This is a genomic window from Pseudoalteromonas sp. c7(2019) (genome assembly GCF_011378625.1).
In the GTDB taxonomy this organism is placed as follows: domain Bacteria; phylum Pseudomonadota; class Gammaproteobacteria; order Enterobacterales; family Alteromonadaceae; genus Pseudoalteromonas; species Pseudoalteromonas arctica.
Genome location: NZ_WTKS01000006.1, coordinates 1 through 15285, shown reverse-complemented (window position 1 = coordinate 15285; position 15285 = coordinate 1). Strand labels below are relative to the sequence as shown.

Genomic DNA, 15285 nt, shown 5'->3' with positions numbered 1-15285 from the left:
ACTTACGTATTATAAATTTAAGAAGGAATACACAAGAAGTAATTACTAAAGTCCAAAAGCTTAATAAGTAAACCACCACAACAGTTGGGCCCGTTGTAACTGTAAATATACCGCAATCGTAGCCACAAGTTTCCATTCGGTAACATGACCAAGCAAATATTATTAAACTTAATACGATTAATACTGAATAAATAGTTTTCTCTTTTCGACTAAACAACTTATTCATGAGTAACTTCATCCGATGAAAACATAACGCCGCGTTAAGCGGACTAAAATTGTTGGTTATAATCTGTAGCGAAGCGAAACCTAACCAACTGTTTTAGTTCCGTTTAAACGCTTTGTTAAGTTTTGTCATTACCTTATTTCACCTGCTTTTTTATATGCAGTGTAGACTTCTTCGTGAGTTGCCACCTGAATAGAGGCAGAAGCATCTTTGAGGCGACGAACATATTCTTCTAAATAATCTAACTGAACAATAGCGATAGTTTCTAATGAATAATTCAATTCACTATTAATGTAATTTAAATCAAATTTTACATTACGCTTCCCATCATCCAAATTCGTGGAAATATATTCAGATGTTTCTTTAATACTTTTAGCTAACTCAGGACCAGTTTGCTGATAATGATAAATAACATTATGAACATCTGTTATATCATCTAGGGAATCAGCACTTCGAATATCTTCAAAACTAACATTTTCTTTTAAAAGCCTTAAAGGAGAGTTAGTTACCAAAATGGGAGCCACTAAACGAATTGAATGTTCTTCATCTGATAATAAATCATCACTAGCTATTTTTTTAAGAAATTGTGGTATTGCATACCTCAATTGATTAAGTCCGTGCTTTATTCTTTTATTGTCTGCAAATTTATCGGTAAGCGCTAAACCATTGACAGCATATTGAGCATTTTTTTCTATATCAACTATTGGAGTTGTATCTTTGACCCAATACGAAGAAAGAAAATCATAATTATGAAGGCAATTGGCAGTTGAAGGCTCTAATTTAGGATATCTGGCAAATATCCACTCCACATTAGGTGATGAATACTTACATTCGATTAATAGCTCTAAAGTTGACCAAATACTTATATCTTCTCTGAGCTGGTTTAAAGTTGAAGCATTTAAATCTATAGAGAATTCTGCAAAGTTATTTTGTTCATTGCTTCTTAAATATGCAAACTCCCCTCCAATATGTAATCCACAATTAGATATCTTTTCAGCAACAACTTGCTCTAACGGCAGGCTAGATTTAAGAAGGAAATCTTTCCATTTACCATACTCTTTACTCAAGATAGACACCTTAAAAACTTAACAATTTAGTCTACGACATTTGTCGTTTTACAAACCGACAAATGTCTTTATATTACAATGATTTTATCCTAGCTATAAAATAAACAACTGTAAACAGTTAGTTAAATTCGCCTTACCTTTTCTAAATGTAGCAAAACCCCAAAATGGTGGAGATCAGTAATATAAGACATATTGCTATGTTGTAATAATGGCTACTTAGTTAACAGGTTATATTTTAAATATCTGTGTTTAAACCAATAATGCGTACACCCCATGGTCCTTAAACTTGTAACTCGTTATTACTTATAAAATTAGTTAAAAATCACAATCTACTTCTATTGAATCCTGTGTATTTTTACTTCATGTTAAATACTCTTATTTCTCACTTACATACCTAGAGCGCTGCATGAATGGGTTATGGATCTTAAACCGCGTTAACACCCTACGATGAATTGACGTATTTAATAGCCTTAAAACGAAGAGGCTCAGCAGTTTTAAAATTTGCAATTAATAGCTGACTTTACTAGTTATCCACCTCATAGCGTGTTGTTATATTTATTAGAACGGTAACTCATCACCATTAAAACTATAAAGCTTTCCCGTATTATCAATAGATAAATTCAGAATAACGTTCATAACTCCAAGAGCCGAATCTACAACATTTTCACTTGCTGTAGAGCCACCCATATCGGTTTGAACCCAACCGGGGTGAACAGCTACCACAGCCACATTATCATTAACAAGTTCTTGTGATAAGTTCACTACTAGCATATTGGCTGCTGCTTTAGACATTCGATAACCATACCAATCCACACTTTGTTCTAGCGACAAAGATCCCATAGCAGAAGAAATAACGGCTATCTTACATAAGCGTTTTTTATTTATTAAAGGTAAAAAGCAATGAGTTAAATATAGTGGTCCAAGTGAATTCACCTTAAAACACATTTCGGCATTAGCGTAATTAATAGTATGGATACTTGTGTTTTCTCGATCCAAATATCCCGCATTATTTACTATTAAATCTAATTTAATATTTTCCTCATTAAGTTTACTTGCCAACGCCTTAATTTTTTCAGGGCAAGTGATATCCATTAATTCAATCGACAATTTATTTGGAAAGTTACCTTGCAATGAAACTAGACCAACCGCCGTTTCTAGATTTCTACAGGTAGCAATTACTGTCCATCCATTTATAAGGTATTGTCTGGCTAATTCGAAACCGATTCCCCTATTAGCACCCGTTATTAATACAACTAAGTTATTCATTGTGTATACCTATAAATCTTACAATTTAGTCTACGACATTTGTCACCTAAAAAATGACAAATATCCTTATATTACAATGATTTTACCCTAGCTATAAAATAAGTATTTGTAAACAGTTAGTTCAGTCTCAACTTTTCTAAATGTAGCAAAAATCCAAAATGGTGGAGGTCAGTAATATCAGGCAAATTGCTGTTTAGTTGCACAGCTTGATTATTAGTTAAAAGGTTATATTTTAAATACCTGTGTTTAAACTAATAACGCGTTCACCCTTAAACTTGTAGCTCGTTATTACTTATAAAATTAGTTAAAAATCACAACCTACTCCTATTGAATCCTCTGTATTTTTACTTCATATTAAATACTCTTATTTCTCACTTATTATGCTGTTATGTCATTTTTAAAATTTAGCCATGCACTTATCCTCACACTTGCTAGTACCTTACCGCTTACAAGCCATGCTGCGCTTGATAAAAATGAGCGTGAAATAGTAAAACAGGTCGATAAAAACATTCCCCAAGCACTTGAAGAAATAGAGCAAGCCGTAAATATTAATAGCGGTTCGCTTAATATTGAAGGTGTAAAAAAAGTAGGTGCGCTGACAAGCGAGCAGCTTAAAGCCATAGGTTTTAAAGTAAAATGGCTTGATGGCAGTGCGTTTAACCGCGCAGGTCATGTATTAGCAACCCATGAGAGTAATGATCCCGATGCAATAAAAATACTGATGATCGGCCATCTAGATACGGTATTTGCCAAAAACGATAACTTTACTACCTACAAACAGCTTGATGCCGATACAGCCAGTGGCCCAGGCGTTGCCGATATGAAAGGCGGTAACACGGTAATAATTACTGCACTTAAAAGCTTACAAGCCCTTAATTTACTCGAAAATGTAAGCATAAAAGTGTTACTAACCGGCGATGAAGAAAGCAGCGGTCGCCCGCTTAGCTTATCTAAACAAGCTATTGTTGATGCGGCAATTTGGGCTGACGTAGCGCTTGGTTATGAAAATGGCGATAACAATATAAAAACAGCTATGGCGGCGCGCCGTGGTTATACCGGTTGGACGCTAAACGTAACGGCAAATGCGGCGCATTCTTCGCAAATATTTAGCGAAAACGTTGGTTATGGCGCTATTTACGAGGCATCACGTATTTTAAATGATTTTAGAGAGCAGCTTGCCACGCAACCTAACTTAACATTTAATCCGGGGCTTATTGTAGGTGGTACAAATGCCGACTACGACAGTGCTAATTCGTCAGCAACGGCGTTTGGTAAAAGTAATGTAATAGCACAAACCGTGCATGTAGCAGGTGATTTACGCGCTCTTTCGCCAAAGCAATTCGAAAACGCAAAAAGGTCAATGCAACTCATTGCTAGCAACAGTTTAAATGGCAGTAAAGCAGAGCTTATTTTTGAAGACGGTTACCCGCCAATGGCATTAACTGATGGCAATAAAAAGCTATTAGAATTATACAGCGACGCAAGCCACGATTTAGGCTTCAACAAAGTAGTAGCCGCCAACCCTCGCAACGCAGGTGCAGCTGATATTTCGTTTGCGGCAAATCATGTTGATATGGCACTTGATGGTTTAGGTTTGATGGGCAGCGGCGCGCATACTAAAAACGAAACAGCCGATTTAACCAGCCTTGATAAAAACATTAAAAAAACTGCATTACTCATTTATAGATTAGGAAAACTGTAATAGTAAATGTATTTTAAAGATGAGCGTAGGCCAAATAATAACCGTCCTACGCTTGTACTTACTTTTAAGACATTATTTTAAACAATAATTCTCGCACTGTGGCCGGTTCAAACGGTTTATCACAAATAGCATCAACTCCCGCTTGAGCTATATTTGCTAGGTGCGTTTCGTTTGCCTCTGAGCTCACCATTAAAATAGGAATATGTGAGTAACTATTTGAGCTTCTAACGGCTTCTGTTAGTTCTCGCCCATCCATTTCTGGCATATTGTAGTCGGTTACAATTAAGTCAAACGATTGGTTGTTTAAGTGCTCAATAGCTTCTTTACCGTTTTCAGCTTCTATCGGGGCAGGTATTCCCATACCCGCAAGTACGCGTATTATGTGTTTACGCGCAAAGCGGCTGTCGTCTACCACTAAAACTCGAAGTAGCGTTACGTCAAAATGATCAAGTTCTACTTCTTCTTCGCTTATAATATCGAGGGTTGCTTTGAGTGCCCGGGTAATGGCTTTTGCGCTAAAAGGCTTAGGCAAAATAGCCAGCACACCCGATTGGCGTAATTGCTCAAGGTATTTTTTATTACGCTCGCTCGATATAAGCATAAAAGGTTGATGCTCGGTGATAGGATTTGATCTTATTTCTTGCAATAGTGAGTCGGCTGTCCCGTCAGATAAATACATAGAACTTATAACTAGATCAGGGTGATAACTTGCTAATAAGCTAAGCGCTTGTGTTTGTGTAGATGCAGTTTCAACTTGTTTTACACCACTTTCTAAAAGCGATTTTATTATTATTTTTTGCTGAACCTCTGAAGGCTCTACAAGTAAAATGGACAAGTTTGCTATTGCAGTTAAGTCGCTCATTCAGATCTCTTTAGTATTGTTATAATCAGGATAATAATAACATTTTTGACTCGTTAATATTATATAAAGAGATTGTAATATTTAAGAAAACATTATTAACCCCTTTAAAATATAGCACTTATTAATTAGATTGAATGTAATCTAATGCATTCATTTTTTTATATGTGACGTTAGCGTGCAAAATATGTGCAGGTTCAGGGTCAACCACTTCAACAGGAATGTCGTAATTTCGGGCTATTTCAATTGCCATTTGCGTAATATTAACGCTAAACGAGGTGCCCATAAATACAATTTTATCGGCGTTGAGCATACGCTGTTGTGCTTGTGCTATTCTGTAAAGCTCGGTGTAGTATTCGTCAAATAATAAAACAAAGGGCTTAAATGAATGGTTTAGCTCAGGCGTTTGGTTTTGAATATTAAATAGCTCAAAGAGAGACTCTTGCAGGCGGCTTTCGTCTACGCTATCCCACGGGGTGGCAAGTGGCGTGACTGGCTCACCTTGCTCATGAAATAAGGTCATTTGATCAAGCCTGCCATGAATAGCAATGTAGTTTTTATTACCCGCTTTGCCATCAAGCCCATCTATATTATCACTTAGCCAATGGTGCACGTCGTTTGGGCCATGGTTACGATACGTTGCAAAGCGATGGTAATACCATGCTAAAAACTCTTTTGGGGCGTTTTGGTACATTGCGCGTGTTGCCATTTCCATAGGCGTATAATTTTTACTGCCAATGGTCCAATAACCATCCTCCCCTCTAAAGGTGGGAATACCACTGGCAGCGCTGACTCCCGCTCCGGTAATGTAAAGGGTATTCACTTTGGCGCCTCGTAACCGAGTACGTTAGCGCTTACTTGCTGACTGTTATCAATGCCGCCAATTCGATATAAAACCCCACTGTGCTCAAGTAAACCACGATGATCCATGCTCTTTACTTCAACTGGGGATAAAATCCGCCATTCGTTTTTTTCGATACTAAAGCGCCAAACATGGTCACTTGCAGGTGCAGGTTTGCCGTCGTAACCTATTGCGCTGTAGTTGTATGGGTTATTAGAGCCTGCCATCATATAAATATTGCCATTATAGCTGGTGGCTGCCATTCGGTAGTGAGCAGTGCCCGTTGGATGTGGCAAGGTACGCCAATCTATTTTTTGTGGGTTAGTTGAATCTATTGTGCCTTTTAAACACTGTGCTACACCTGCAAACGAGCGACGCGAATCAGGATTAGCTTGTGTTTTAACGCCATCACAAATAACAATGGTGTTAGCACTAATAGCAGCGGCTTGGCCAAATACAGGCTCACCTAAAAATGGCGAGGCTTGTTGCCATGTATTATTTTGCGTGTCGTATACTTGCACTAAGTTTACGTTGCCGTCGTTATGCCAACCGCTAATTAGATAAATGTAACGCGCTTTGTAGCTCAGCGCTACGCTATCGTCTACGGGTACTGGCATACTCGCAAGATGAGTGTAGGTATCTTTTATTACGTCGTACCTATATACGTCGGGGCTTGAAACTTCAGTATGATCCTCTGCTACCGTATAGCCGCCAAACACATAAGCGTACTCGCCTAAGCCGACTGCGGTGCTTGCTAAGCGCCCTTTTAATGGCAAGCTTGAAGGCACACCAGTTTTAGTTTGCCACTGTGAATCGCCAACTTTAAGCGCCCACACTTTATTATGCACTGACGAGTATTGTTTATCGCGGCCCAGCCCCATAAAGCTTAAAAAGTAAGGCTGATTTTTAACAATAACTTTAGCCACAGCATTATTTGCAACAGGCTCTGGTAAAGCGGGAAGGCTTGCTAACGCAAGAGAAAAAAGAAGGCTCATAAGGCAAATAATTTAATAAGAATTAATACGCTCAGATTAAATTATTTTAGCCTTATGAGCCAGTATTGTTATATCTAAATAATCAAACGCTTTTGATTAGTAACCATATTAGTAGGCAATACAAATATGCTGATTTACGTGCGCTGCATTTTGCGCTTCATCAACCATTGCAGTTGCATAATCAGTGACCGATACCTTGCTTTCGCCTGCATCATTCGTAAAAAATGTATTACTGCCGATACGGTAATCGCCTTCATTATCATCTGGACATAATTTGTGGGCAGCCTATTTATCAAGGAACTACCAACAAACTGCTGTAAGAGCATTTATAGATTTTTTAGCGCAGCACTGGAAACCGATATTAAAAAATATGTCAGCAAGTAAGGCATTGTAGTTAAGGACGCTGTGACTATTGTTTAACCTAAGATGATAGTTCAGCTTAGTTATTGAGGTAAATAGGTTACGTTATCTAAGCCTCGTTGTTTATTTTTGTACATAGCTTGATCAGCATACTTTATGAGTTCGTGATCTGTTTGGCCGTGCTCGGGGTAGTTTGCAATTCCTATACTGGGTGAAATATTTAGTAGTACGTCATCTAACTTAAAGACGGCTTTAAACTCAGTGAGGACTTTATTTTTTATTCTGACCGTTTCGTGGCTAGAACTTAAATTATCTAAAATAATTAAAAATTCGTCTCCGCCTAAACGCCCTACTGTGTCGTAATGCCTAACCGACGCTGAAAGCCTTTTTGCTATAGCACATAAAAGCTTATCGCCAATTTCATGTCCGTGAGTATCGTTTACTGCTTTAAAGCCATTTATGTCTATAAACAGTAAAGAAAAAAACGTGTTGTCTCTGGTTGCACTAATAATTACTTTTTCTAATCGATTCATTAATAAAGAACGATTTGGTAGGCCAGTTAACACATCGTGCCGTGCCATATAATGGAGTTGATCTTCCATTACTTTACGTTCAGTTATATCGTGCGCGACAGCGATTCTTACTTGATGTTGCTCTGACCAACGAACAGACCATAATATATGAACTACTTGACCATCTTTTCTCATCCAACGGTTTTCAAAGCGAGGGTTCACCATTTCGCCAGACAACAGCGAAGTTACGGCATTATGCGTTTTATAATGATCACCTTCGTAAACGTAATTAATCATTTTTGTGCCTACAACTTCATCTGCCGTATAACCAAAAATTTGCTCAAATGCGGCACTGACAAAAACAAATGTGCCTTGTTTATCTACCACACAAACGGCATCAAGCATTAAATCGAGTACCTCTTCGACATTAATTAATTCATTTTTTTTCATACTTTGGTGCCTTCAAAGCAAAACCAAGCGAATTTAAGTATTCTATATACCTTTAATAAAAGCAAAGGTAATTGAAACTACAATAATAGTTAATACAAAGTTAGATTAATCGTGCACGTATAATTAATATCGCCCTTGTAAAAGCATGAAATGCAAAGTTAAATAATCAATAAGCGCAAAATACTTTGAAGTCCTTCAAAAATAGACTAAATTTTAAATAGTATATAATCATATAACTCTCAGTAACTTCTATTTTTTGACTCTTTAATAAATGTAATTGTATAAAATGTATCTACTTTATTTTTTAAATTTTACTGTTTTATTGGCCGAAGTTAAATTTTTTAACTACTACAAAATTAGTTGTTTTGATTTAATCGCATTTATACTTTTACGCTGTTAATGTATGTTAATATTGTGTGATATCACATGTATTACAAAAACAGTCATTGTTTTTGATTTTTTGATTGCGCAGGAGACTTTGGGTGAAAATATCACAACGTTTATTTTGGCCATTACTTTTTGTGTGCCCTCTTGTAACGGCTGAGCCGTTTGAAGATGAAGATCTCGATCTTGATGCTTTAATGGGTATGGATGTGCAAGCGACTTCTGCGATGAAAAGAGCACAATCAGCATTTGATACCGCCTCATCTATTTATGTATTAAGTAAAGAACAAATTACTAAATCTGGTGCTACATCAGTACCTGAAGCACTAAAAATGGTGCCGGGTTTAATTGTCCGTCAGCTCGATAACAATCAATGGGCTATTTCCTCAAGAGGCATTGCCTCTCGCTTTTCAAGCAAATTATTGGTTATGATTGACGGACAAAGCTTATATACCCCAAAGTTTGCCGCTGTTTATTGGGAAACACTCAACGTTCCTTTGTACGATATTGAACGTATTGAAGTTATACGCGGACAAGGCGGATTACTTTGGGGAAGTAACGCAAATAATGGCGTTATTAATATCATTACTAAAAATAGTATTGATACTCGCGGTGGACACGCAAGTGTAACAACTGGTAATCAAATAAATGTTGATGCTAATCTTCGCTACGGTGGTGATATAAGTAACATAGGCAGCTACCGAGTGTATGGGCACTTAAAAGATGCGAATGAATCCCAAAAAGGCATCTCACTTCCCCCTAATGACACAACCAAACAAAACTCTTTAGGTTTTAGAGCTGACTTTACCCCTAATGATGAGTGGTCAGCACTACTTCAGGGTGATGTAACTCATTCCACACTTGGCCAAAACTACCGAGGTGTTGTCGATGAAACCAACGAAAACATTTCATTTTCAGATGATTTAAAGCGAACAGACTCGCGCATAATGGCGCGCCTTGAAAACAGAATGTCGCCAGATGCCAATCAAATGCTACAAATTTCTTGGCTTAAACAAAATGGCTCTCAAAATTATATTAAAGAAGACTTTGAATCGATAGATATTGATTATCAAATGAACTTTATATATCAATCTCTACAGTTAGATTGGGGGTTGAACTACCGATACAATTCTATATCTTTCGCAGAAAGTGTATTTTTAGATAGCGATAAAAACTTTGATAGCCTCAAACAATATGGTGCACTTGTTCAAGCTCAATACAATGTGACTCCTGACACTCTCGACTTTATTGTTGGTACTAAGCTTGATCATAACGATTTAACTGGCTGGGAAAATCAACCATCAGCAAGACTTATATACAAACCAGTAGATAACCACCTTACCTGGGGCGCAATATCGCGAAGTGTACGTACACCAACATTAATTGAGTTTAACGACAACTTTAAAGTTAATGGTACAGAAATTAAAGATCTTACCGGTTTAAGTTCAGGCTTTGACCAAATAGACGACTACCGAATTGCAACTTACCTAAATGGTAATGACAAAGTTAAATCAGAAAACTATCTATCTTATGAATTAGGCTACCGTTTTACTGCTAACGATTGGTCATTAGATCTTTCTACTTATTATACCGATGCTAAAAACGTAGCGGTTATTGATATGAATACGCATGCTGAACAATTCACTCCTATACTTGATTTATTTCTAGCAGGGAGAATTCCAGAAGTATTTCAAGCACTAACAATGACTCGTATAGATTTAGACTTTGCATCTGTAGCAGACACAACCACTAAAGGGTTCGACTTAGTAGTATCATGGCAACCAATTGATAATCTCAATACTGAGTTTGGTTATAGTTACACCGATTATAACTACGATTTACCTCCTAGAGTAGAGCCCGCTATCGGGTATGACTCTAAAAACAGGCAGTTATTTGCAAAAGCCGATTATTCTTTTTTAACCAACCATAACGTGTTTGCGACATTACGAGCAGTAAACTCAAATGCATATAATACTGATAATTACACAACGTTAGATATTAGTTGGAATTGGCAGGCTACTCCTGTGTGGTCTACTGCAGTTTCGGGTAAAAACCTATTTTCAGGTTCACATATTGAGTACAGTAATACGCGCGAAACCTATACATTACCAAACTATATTGATGAATGTATTACGTTTACAATTTCAGCAAATTTCTAAGCTAATTAGATGATTAAATTAAGAAATCTAATTCACAGAAGCTTAATAGCCTTGGTACTTTTAAGTACCAGCGTTGACGCTGTTGAAAAAGAATACATGCTAAAAGCAGGCTTCTTGTATAACTTTGCACGTTTTGGACACTGGGATTCTCATTTAGAGCCCCTTGATCAATTTACTATTTGTAGCCCTGATAAATACTTTATTGATGTGGCTAACACCGCTCTAAAAAATCGCACTATAAAAAAATTACCTTTACATAATAAATTAGTCACTATTGATGAAGTCACAACATCTGCGTGTAACATGCTATTTATCACCTCAGATACATTTGCTCAGTGGCAAAACATAACTCCTTTAGATCTAAAAAATATTATGGTCATTGGTGAAACAGACTCATTTATTGAAAATGGCGGCCATATCAGATTCTTTCTTTCCAGTGGTAAAATTCGCTTTGAAATTGCACCACAACAGCTTAAAGATGCAGGCATTACTATGAGTTCAAAAGTACTACGACTTGCACGCGTTGTAGATAGGTAATGCAATGAAAAAACTATTTGCATTAAATACAATGAGCAAAAAATTATTATTCATCTTAATGAGTGTCGCACTTGTATCAACCGCTACAGTAACCATTGTATTTAGTGCTTATGAAATCACCAGCGCTAAAGAAGAACAAATAGAAAGCCTGGGGTCGCTGTCTAAAATGCTTTCACCCAATATAACTGCTGCACTTATGTTTAATGATATAGATGCAGTACAAGAGCTTATAAACCCAATACTTATACGCTCAGATGTTATTAGTATAATGGTAACGAGTATGACTGGTGAACAACTTGTTATTGCTCAAGCCGAAAATGAAGAAATAGAACAAAGCATTGAGGTTAATACCCCCCTTCAGCTCGATATGCATGATTATGGCGTATTAAAAATACGCGCTAACAACAGTTACATTCAAGACAGAATCACTTTTTACTTTAAATTTATAATGATTTTGATGGTCTTTACCTTTGCTATCAGCCTCATTTTATCCCTTTTGCTAAGGCGCCGCTTTTTAAACCCTATTTTATATTTAGCACAAACAGCAAATAAAATAACAACGTCACATGATTATAGTTTACGCGCTAAACAACTATCACAAGATGAAGTCGGACAGTTAACTTCTTGTTTTAACGATATGCTATACAACATTGAGCAAAGAGAAAGTTCATTAGAAAACCAAGTTAGGCTTCGTACTAATGAACTTGAAAATGCAAATATTCAGTTGCAACAATATGCTTACCAAGACGGGTTAACTGATTTGCCGAACAGACGGTATTTTTACGAAAAACTACAAAGCTTAGTAAGTGTTAAAGGAATGAAATTCGCACTTATATTTATAGATTTAGATGGTTTTAAAGAAGTAAACGACAGCCTTGGACATGACTACGGTGATTTATTATTACACCAGGTAGCAACGAGGCTGCAAAGCTGTATAACAACAAAAGATACAGTAGCACGCTTGGGTGGAGACGAATTTACATTAATTTTAGAGGGTGTAAGTAGCCCTGATGAAGCATCAAAAATTGCCGAAGCTGTAAAAAGTAGTTTAATGCAGAGTATTAATATAAAAAAAGAAACAGTCTATGTTACCGCAAGCATAGGTTTAACGTTTTTCCCTGTTGATGGTTTAACAGTAGAAGAGCTTGTTAGACGTGCTGATCAAGCGATGTATTTATCTAAAAATAAAGGGCGGAATCGCTATGAGTTTTTCTCCTATGCTATAGAAGAAAAAGCCACAGAAAAGCGTCGCCTGATAGAAGAGATACGCACTGCAATTGTAAAAAACCAATTTGAATTATATTACCAACCTATATTTTCAATTGATGGGAAATCAGTACCAAAAGCTGAAGCCCTTATTCGTTGGAACCACCCTGAACGAGGCCTAATAGGGCCCAATGAATTTATACCTGTTGCTGAAAAAAACGGATTGATAAACGATATCGGCCAATGGGTAAAGTCTCAAGCAATTCAAGATACCGTCCTATTCAATGTTTTAAGTGAAAAGACAATTCAAGTCAGTGTAAATACATCACCTCTTGAAATTGACCGCACTGGTTGCTGGGTGGATGAATGGATTGTTGCAAGTAAAAAGTACCAACTACCCGCCAACACTATTTTAATTGAAGTCACTGAAAATACCTTAATGGATCCAGATTCGTCAATACAGCGACAATTAAAACGCTTAAGCACTATTAATATAGACATAGCGATTGACGACTTTGGTGTTGGTTATTCTTCTTTGGCGTATTTACAGCGCTTAGATATAGATATTTTAAAAATAGATCGCTCATTTATAAGCGATATTGAATCAAACGATAATAGTATTGCTCTCGTGAAGGCTATTATAACTATGGCTCACAACCTAGATGTAATGGTGGTAGCGGAAGGTGTTGAAACACAAAAACAGTATGATCTATTAAAGCAGCTTGCTTGCGATTATATTCAAGGCTACATTTTTTCAAAGGCAATTTCTAAAAAAGAATTTATAAAAAAGTATATAAAACAAAAAAAAGTGCTCTGATTTATGTCTATTGTGCTGGATTTTAGCAATTCAACACAGAACACCTCTTTACTCTTGCGTTAAAAATTCATGTATTTAAAGCTCAATCCCAAGCTATAACCAGCGAGGGACTAGTTGTTTATACTCTTTATATTGTGTTGAAAAGCGATGAGCTAAATGAGCTTCTTCAACTAACGTCTGTCTATATATAGCTATAAAACCAATAACCAAACAGGTCAAACTAAATATACTAGGTAAGGCTAAAAAGAAACCCACCTGTGCAGCTACAACACCTAAATACATCGGGTTTCTAGAATATTCATATAACCCTGATGTTTTAAGCTCATGCGGTCCCTTAGGATCAATTCCTGAACGCCAAAGTGCTGCCATATGAAAATGTACAAACATCGTCAAAATAAAACCTGCACTCAATAAAATATCGCCAAATAATACACCTGGCCAGCCATTGAGAATTGGAAATAGCCCAAGGTAGCTATCTAACTCAGGTACAAATACTCTAATTACACATACAAACCAAATAGCAGCCCTGAAAAACTTAAAAACCATATGGTTCCACCAACTAGTACAAAACTTATCTCCGGGATAAATAACGCCTGATGGTGTGTCTCTATTTTTATAAATAATTCTAAATGTATAAAACCCCGCAACAAAAGTATAAAAAACAGCTAAGTAAATACGTGTAAATTCAACTAGCGAAGTAGAGTCATCTAAAAATGTTTCATAGGGCATCTAGTTACAGCTCACAATCATTATTGGTAGTAATTTTAAAACAACTAACTCAATAAATTTTAGTTATAAGGTCATGAAATTATATTAGTATTCATTGCCTCCATAAACAAGTTAAGTCAGAGGTTTGTTAACGAGTAATCATTAACTCATACCATTAATTTAAAATAACTTTGATTTATGAGGATCTCATACTTTTTATATAATACCAATCTGCTTATATATTTGAATTGATATTATTCACTCATATTTTTACATTCTATATATGCAAAAAAAACGACTATTTCGGTTAGGACTTTCTTTAATTTGAAGCTTTGTACAGTGCAATAGTACCCTCAGCGTTAGGAAGTCACAGTGAAAGACGACACTCGCATCGGCGATGCCACTTTAACTCGTTAAATTAAGTAGATTATTCATTGAGAGACGCTTCGCCATAGCGGATTACCTGAATCACTTTTCTAAAAATGTAAAAAGCGCAGCTCGTTAGGTTCGGGAGTTCTACAACTTAATGCTTGTGTGATGTCATGATACCTTCAGCGGTGGAGAGTCATAGTGAAAATACTGCGCACTCATCGTAGAGCGTAGGTTTTTATAATTTTAACAGCAGGAGTCGCTTTGCTCGCCCGCCCTGCGTGTTGATGTGAGTGTGTGTTAATTGCGCGCATTTCACTTTTCTACAGACGTAAAAAAGCCCGAATCGTTAGATTCGGGCTTTCTACAATTTGAAGCCTGGTGATGTCATAGTGCCCACAGCAGTAGAAAGTTACGTAGCAAATGCTAATTTATTGGCCGACTGGGGTATTGAGGGTTTTTGTTGTGATTTTAACGTCAGGAGTCGCTGCGCTACGTGATGGTGTAGATGTGAGTGTGTGTTAATTGTGCGTATTTTACTTTTCTGTAGACGTAAAAAAGCCCGAATCGTTAGATTCGGGCTTTCNTTGAAGCCTGGTAATGTCCTACTTTCACATAGCAAATGCTACACTATCATCGGCGCTGTTTCGTTTCACTACTGAGTTCGGCATGGAGTCAGGTGGGTCCAAAACGCTATTGTCACCAAGCAAATTAGGTGCAAAGAATCAATGACAAGCACGTAGTGCTACCATTTTCTTTGCGCAAGGTGCCTCAACTTTAACGCTACGCGCTAAGAGTCACCTCTTGAATTTGGAAAATATCTGATAATA

The 15285-nt window shown here is 36.8% G+C and carries 11 protein-coding genes, 1 rRNA gene and 1 pseudogene; 5 read left to right on the top strand and 8 right to left on the bottom strand.

Annotated elements, in window-relative coordinates:
• Nucleotides 1-354 precede the first annotated feature (354 nt).
• Nucleotides 355-1290, bottom strand: a complete 936-nt coding sequence (locus tag GQR38_RS08220; RefSeq protein WP_165723069.1) for a hypothetical protein — start codon at nt 1288-1290, stop codon at nt 355-357.
• A gap of 558 nt (nt 1291-1848) precedes the next feature.
• The gene (locus tag GQR38_RS08215) at nt 1849-2556 is read right to left on the bottom strand and encodes an SDR family oxidoreductase (RefSeq protein WP_165723068.1); all 708 of its coding nucleotides are present in this window, start codon (nt 2554-2556) and stop codon (nt 1849-1851) included.
• A 388-nt stretch (nt 2557-2944) separates the two neighbouring features.
• On the opposite strand from GQR38_RS08215, the gene GQR38_RS08210 reads away from it, so the two are divergent.
• Entirely contained in the window at nt 2945-4258 is a 1314-nt protein-coding gene (locus tag GQR38_RS08210; protein WP_165723067.1) for a M20/M25/M40 family metallo-hydrolase, read from the top strand.
• A 64-nt stretch (nt 4259-4322) separates the two neighbouring features.
• Here GQR38_RS08210 and GQR38_RS08205 read toward each other — a convergent pair whose 3' ends face one another.
• The 3 genes from GQR38_RS08205 to GQR38_RS08195 all read right to left on the bottom strand — a co-directional run bounded on the left by GQR38_RS08205 (nt 4323) and on the right by GQR38_RS08195 (nt 6953).
• Nucleotides 4323-5120, bottom strand: a complete 798-nt coding sequence (locus GQR38_RS08205; protein ID WP_165723066.1) for a response regulator — start codon at nt 5118-5120, stop codon at nt 4323-4325.
• A gap of 121 nt (nt 5121-5241) precedes the next feature.
• Complete coding sequence (locus GQR38_RS08200) at nt 5242-5940, bottom strand: Sir2 family NAD-dependent protein deacetylase (protein WP_165723065.1); 699 nt, start codon at nt 5938-5940, stop codon at nt 5242-5244.
• Complete coding sequence (locus GQR38_RS08195; RefSeq protein ID WP_165723064.1) at nt 5937-6953, bottom strand: kelch repeat-containing protein; 1017 nt, start codon at nt 6951-6953, stop codon at nt 5937-5939. The genes GQR38_RS08200 and GQR38_RS08195 overlap by 4 nt, the downstream gene beginning before the upstream one ends.
• A gap of 265 nt (nt 6954-7218) precedes the next feature.
• Here GQR38_RS08195 and GQR38_RS20490 point away from each other — a divergent pair.
• A pseudogene (locus tag GQR38_RS20490) lies at nt 7219-7347 on the top strand (LysR family transcriptional regulator); the annotation flags it as partial.
• A gap of 49 nt (nt 7348-7396) precedes the next feature.
• Here GQR38_RS20490 and GQR38_RS08185 read toward each other — a convergent pair.
• On the bottom strand, nt 7397-8275 hold the full coding sequence (locus tag GQR38_RS08185; RefSeq protein WP_165723063.1) for a sensor domain-containing diguanylate cyclase: 879 nt from the start codon (nt 8273-8275) through the stop codon (nt 7397-7399).
• Between the two features lie 482 nt (nt 8276-8757).
• Between GQR38_RS08185 and GQR38_RS08180 the strand changes: the two genes are divergently transcribed.
• From GQR38_RS08180 to GQR38_RS08170, 3 genes are read left to right on the top strand one after another with little or no spacing between them, the layout of a single operon-like run.
• The gene (locus GQR38_RS08180; RefSeq protein WP_165723062.1) at nt 8758-10818 is read left to right on the top strand and encodes a TonB-dependent receptor; all 2061 of its coding nucleotides are present in this window, start codon (nt 8758-8760) and stop codon (nt 10816-10818) included.
• A gap of 9 nt (nt 10819-10827) precedes the next feature.
• The gene (locus tag GQR38_RS08175; RefSeq protein ID WP_165723061.1) at nt 10828-11355 is read left to right on the top strand and encodes a YfiR family protein; all 528 of its coding nucleotides are present in this window, start codon (nt 10828-10830) and stop codon (nt 11353-11355) included.
• A gap of 4 nt (nt 11356-11359) precedes the next feature.
• Nucleotides 11360-13378 (top strand): EAL domain-containing protein, encoded by a 2019-nt coding sequence (locus tag GQR38_RS08170; protein ID WP_165723060.1) that lies wholly within the window; start codon nt 11360-11362, stop codon nt 13376-13378.
• 93 nt (nt 13379-13471) lie between these two features.
• Here GQR38_RS08170 and GQR38_RS08165 read toward each other — a convergent pair whose 3' ends face one another.
• Both GQR38_RS08165 and rrf read right to left on the bottom strand, forming a co-directional pair.
• Entirely contained in the window at nt 13472-14107 is a 636-nt protein-coding gene (locus GQR38_RS08165) for an isoprenylcysteine carboxylmethyltransferase family protein (RefSeq protein WP_165723059.1), read from the bottom strand.
• A 940-nt stretch (nt 14108-15047) separates the two neighbouring features.
• Nucleotides 15048-15162 (bottom strand): 5S ribosomal RNA (gene rrf, locus GQR38_RS08160).
• Nucleotides 15163-15285 lie beyond the last annotated feature (123 nt).

What these genes read in the sequence shown, in the direction of transcription:
- GQR38_RS08215 (WP_165723068.1), bottom strand. Translation starts at nt 2,556, where the DNA reads ATGAATAACTTAGTTGTATTAATAACGGGTGCTAATAGGGGAATCGGT.
- GQR38_RS08175 (WP_165723061.1), top strand. Translation starts at nt 10,828, where the DNA reads ATGATTAAATTAAGAAATCTAATTCACAGAAGCTTAATAGCCTTGGTA.
- GQR38_RS08205 (WP_165723066.1), bottom strand. Translation starts at nt 5,120, where the DNA reads ATGAGCGACTTAACTGCAATAGCAAACTTGTCCATTTTACTTGTAGAG.
- GQR38_RS08170 (WP_165723060.1), top strand. Translation starts at nt 11,360, where the DNA reads ATGAAAAAACTATTTGCATTAAATACAATGAGCAAAAAATTATTATTC.
- GQR38_RS08165 (WP_165723059.1), bottom strand. Translation starts at nt 14,107, where the DNA reads ATGCCCTATGAAACATTTTTAGATGACTCTACTTCGCTAGTTGAATTT.
- GQR38_RS08195 (WP_165723064.1), bottom strand. Translation starts at nt 6,953, where the DNA reads ATGAGCCTTCTTTTTTCTCTTGCGTTAGCAAGCCTTCCCGCTTTACCA.
- GQR38_RS08185 (WP_165723063.1), bottom strand. Translation starts at nt 8,275, where the DNA reads ATGAAAAAAAATGAATTAATTAATGTCGAAGAGGTACTCGATTTAATG.
- GQR38_RS08210 (WP_165723067.1), top strand. Translation starts at nt 2,945, where the DNA reads ATGTCATTTTTAAAATTTAGCCATGCACTTATCCTCACACTTGCTAGT.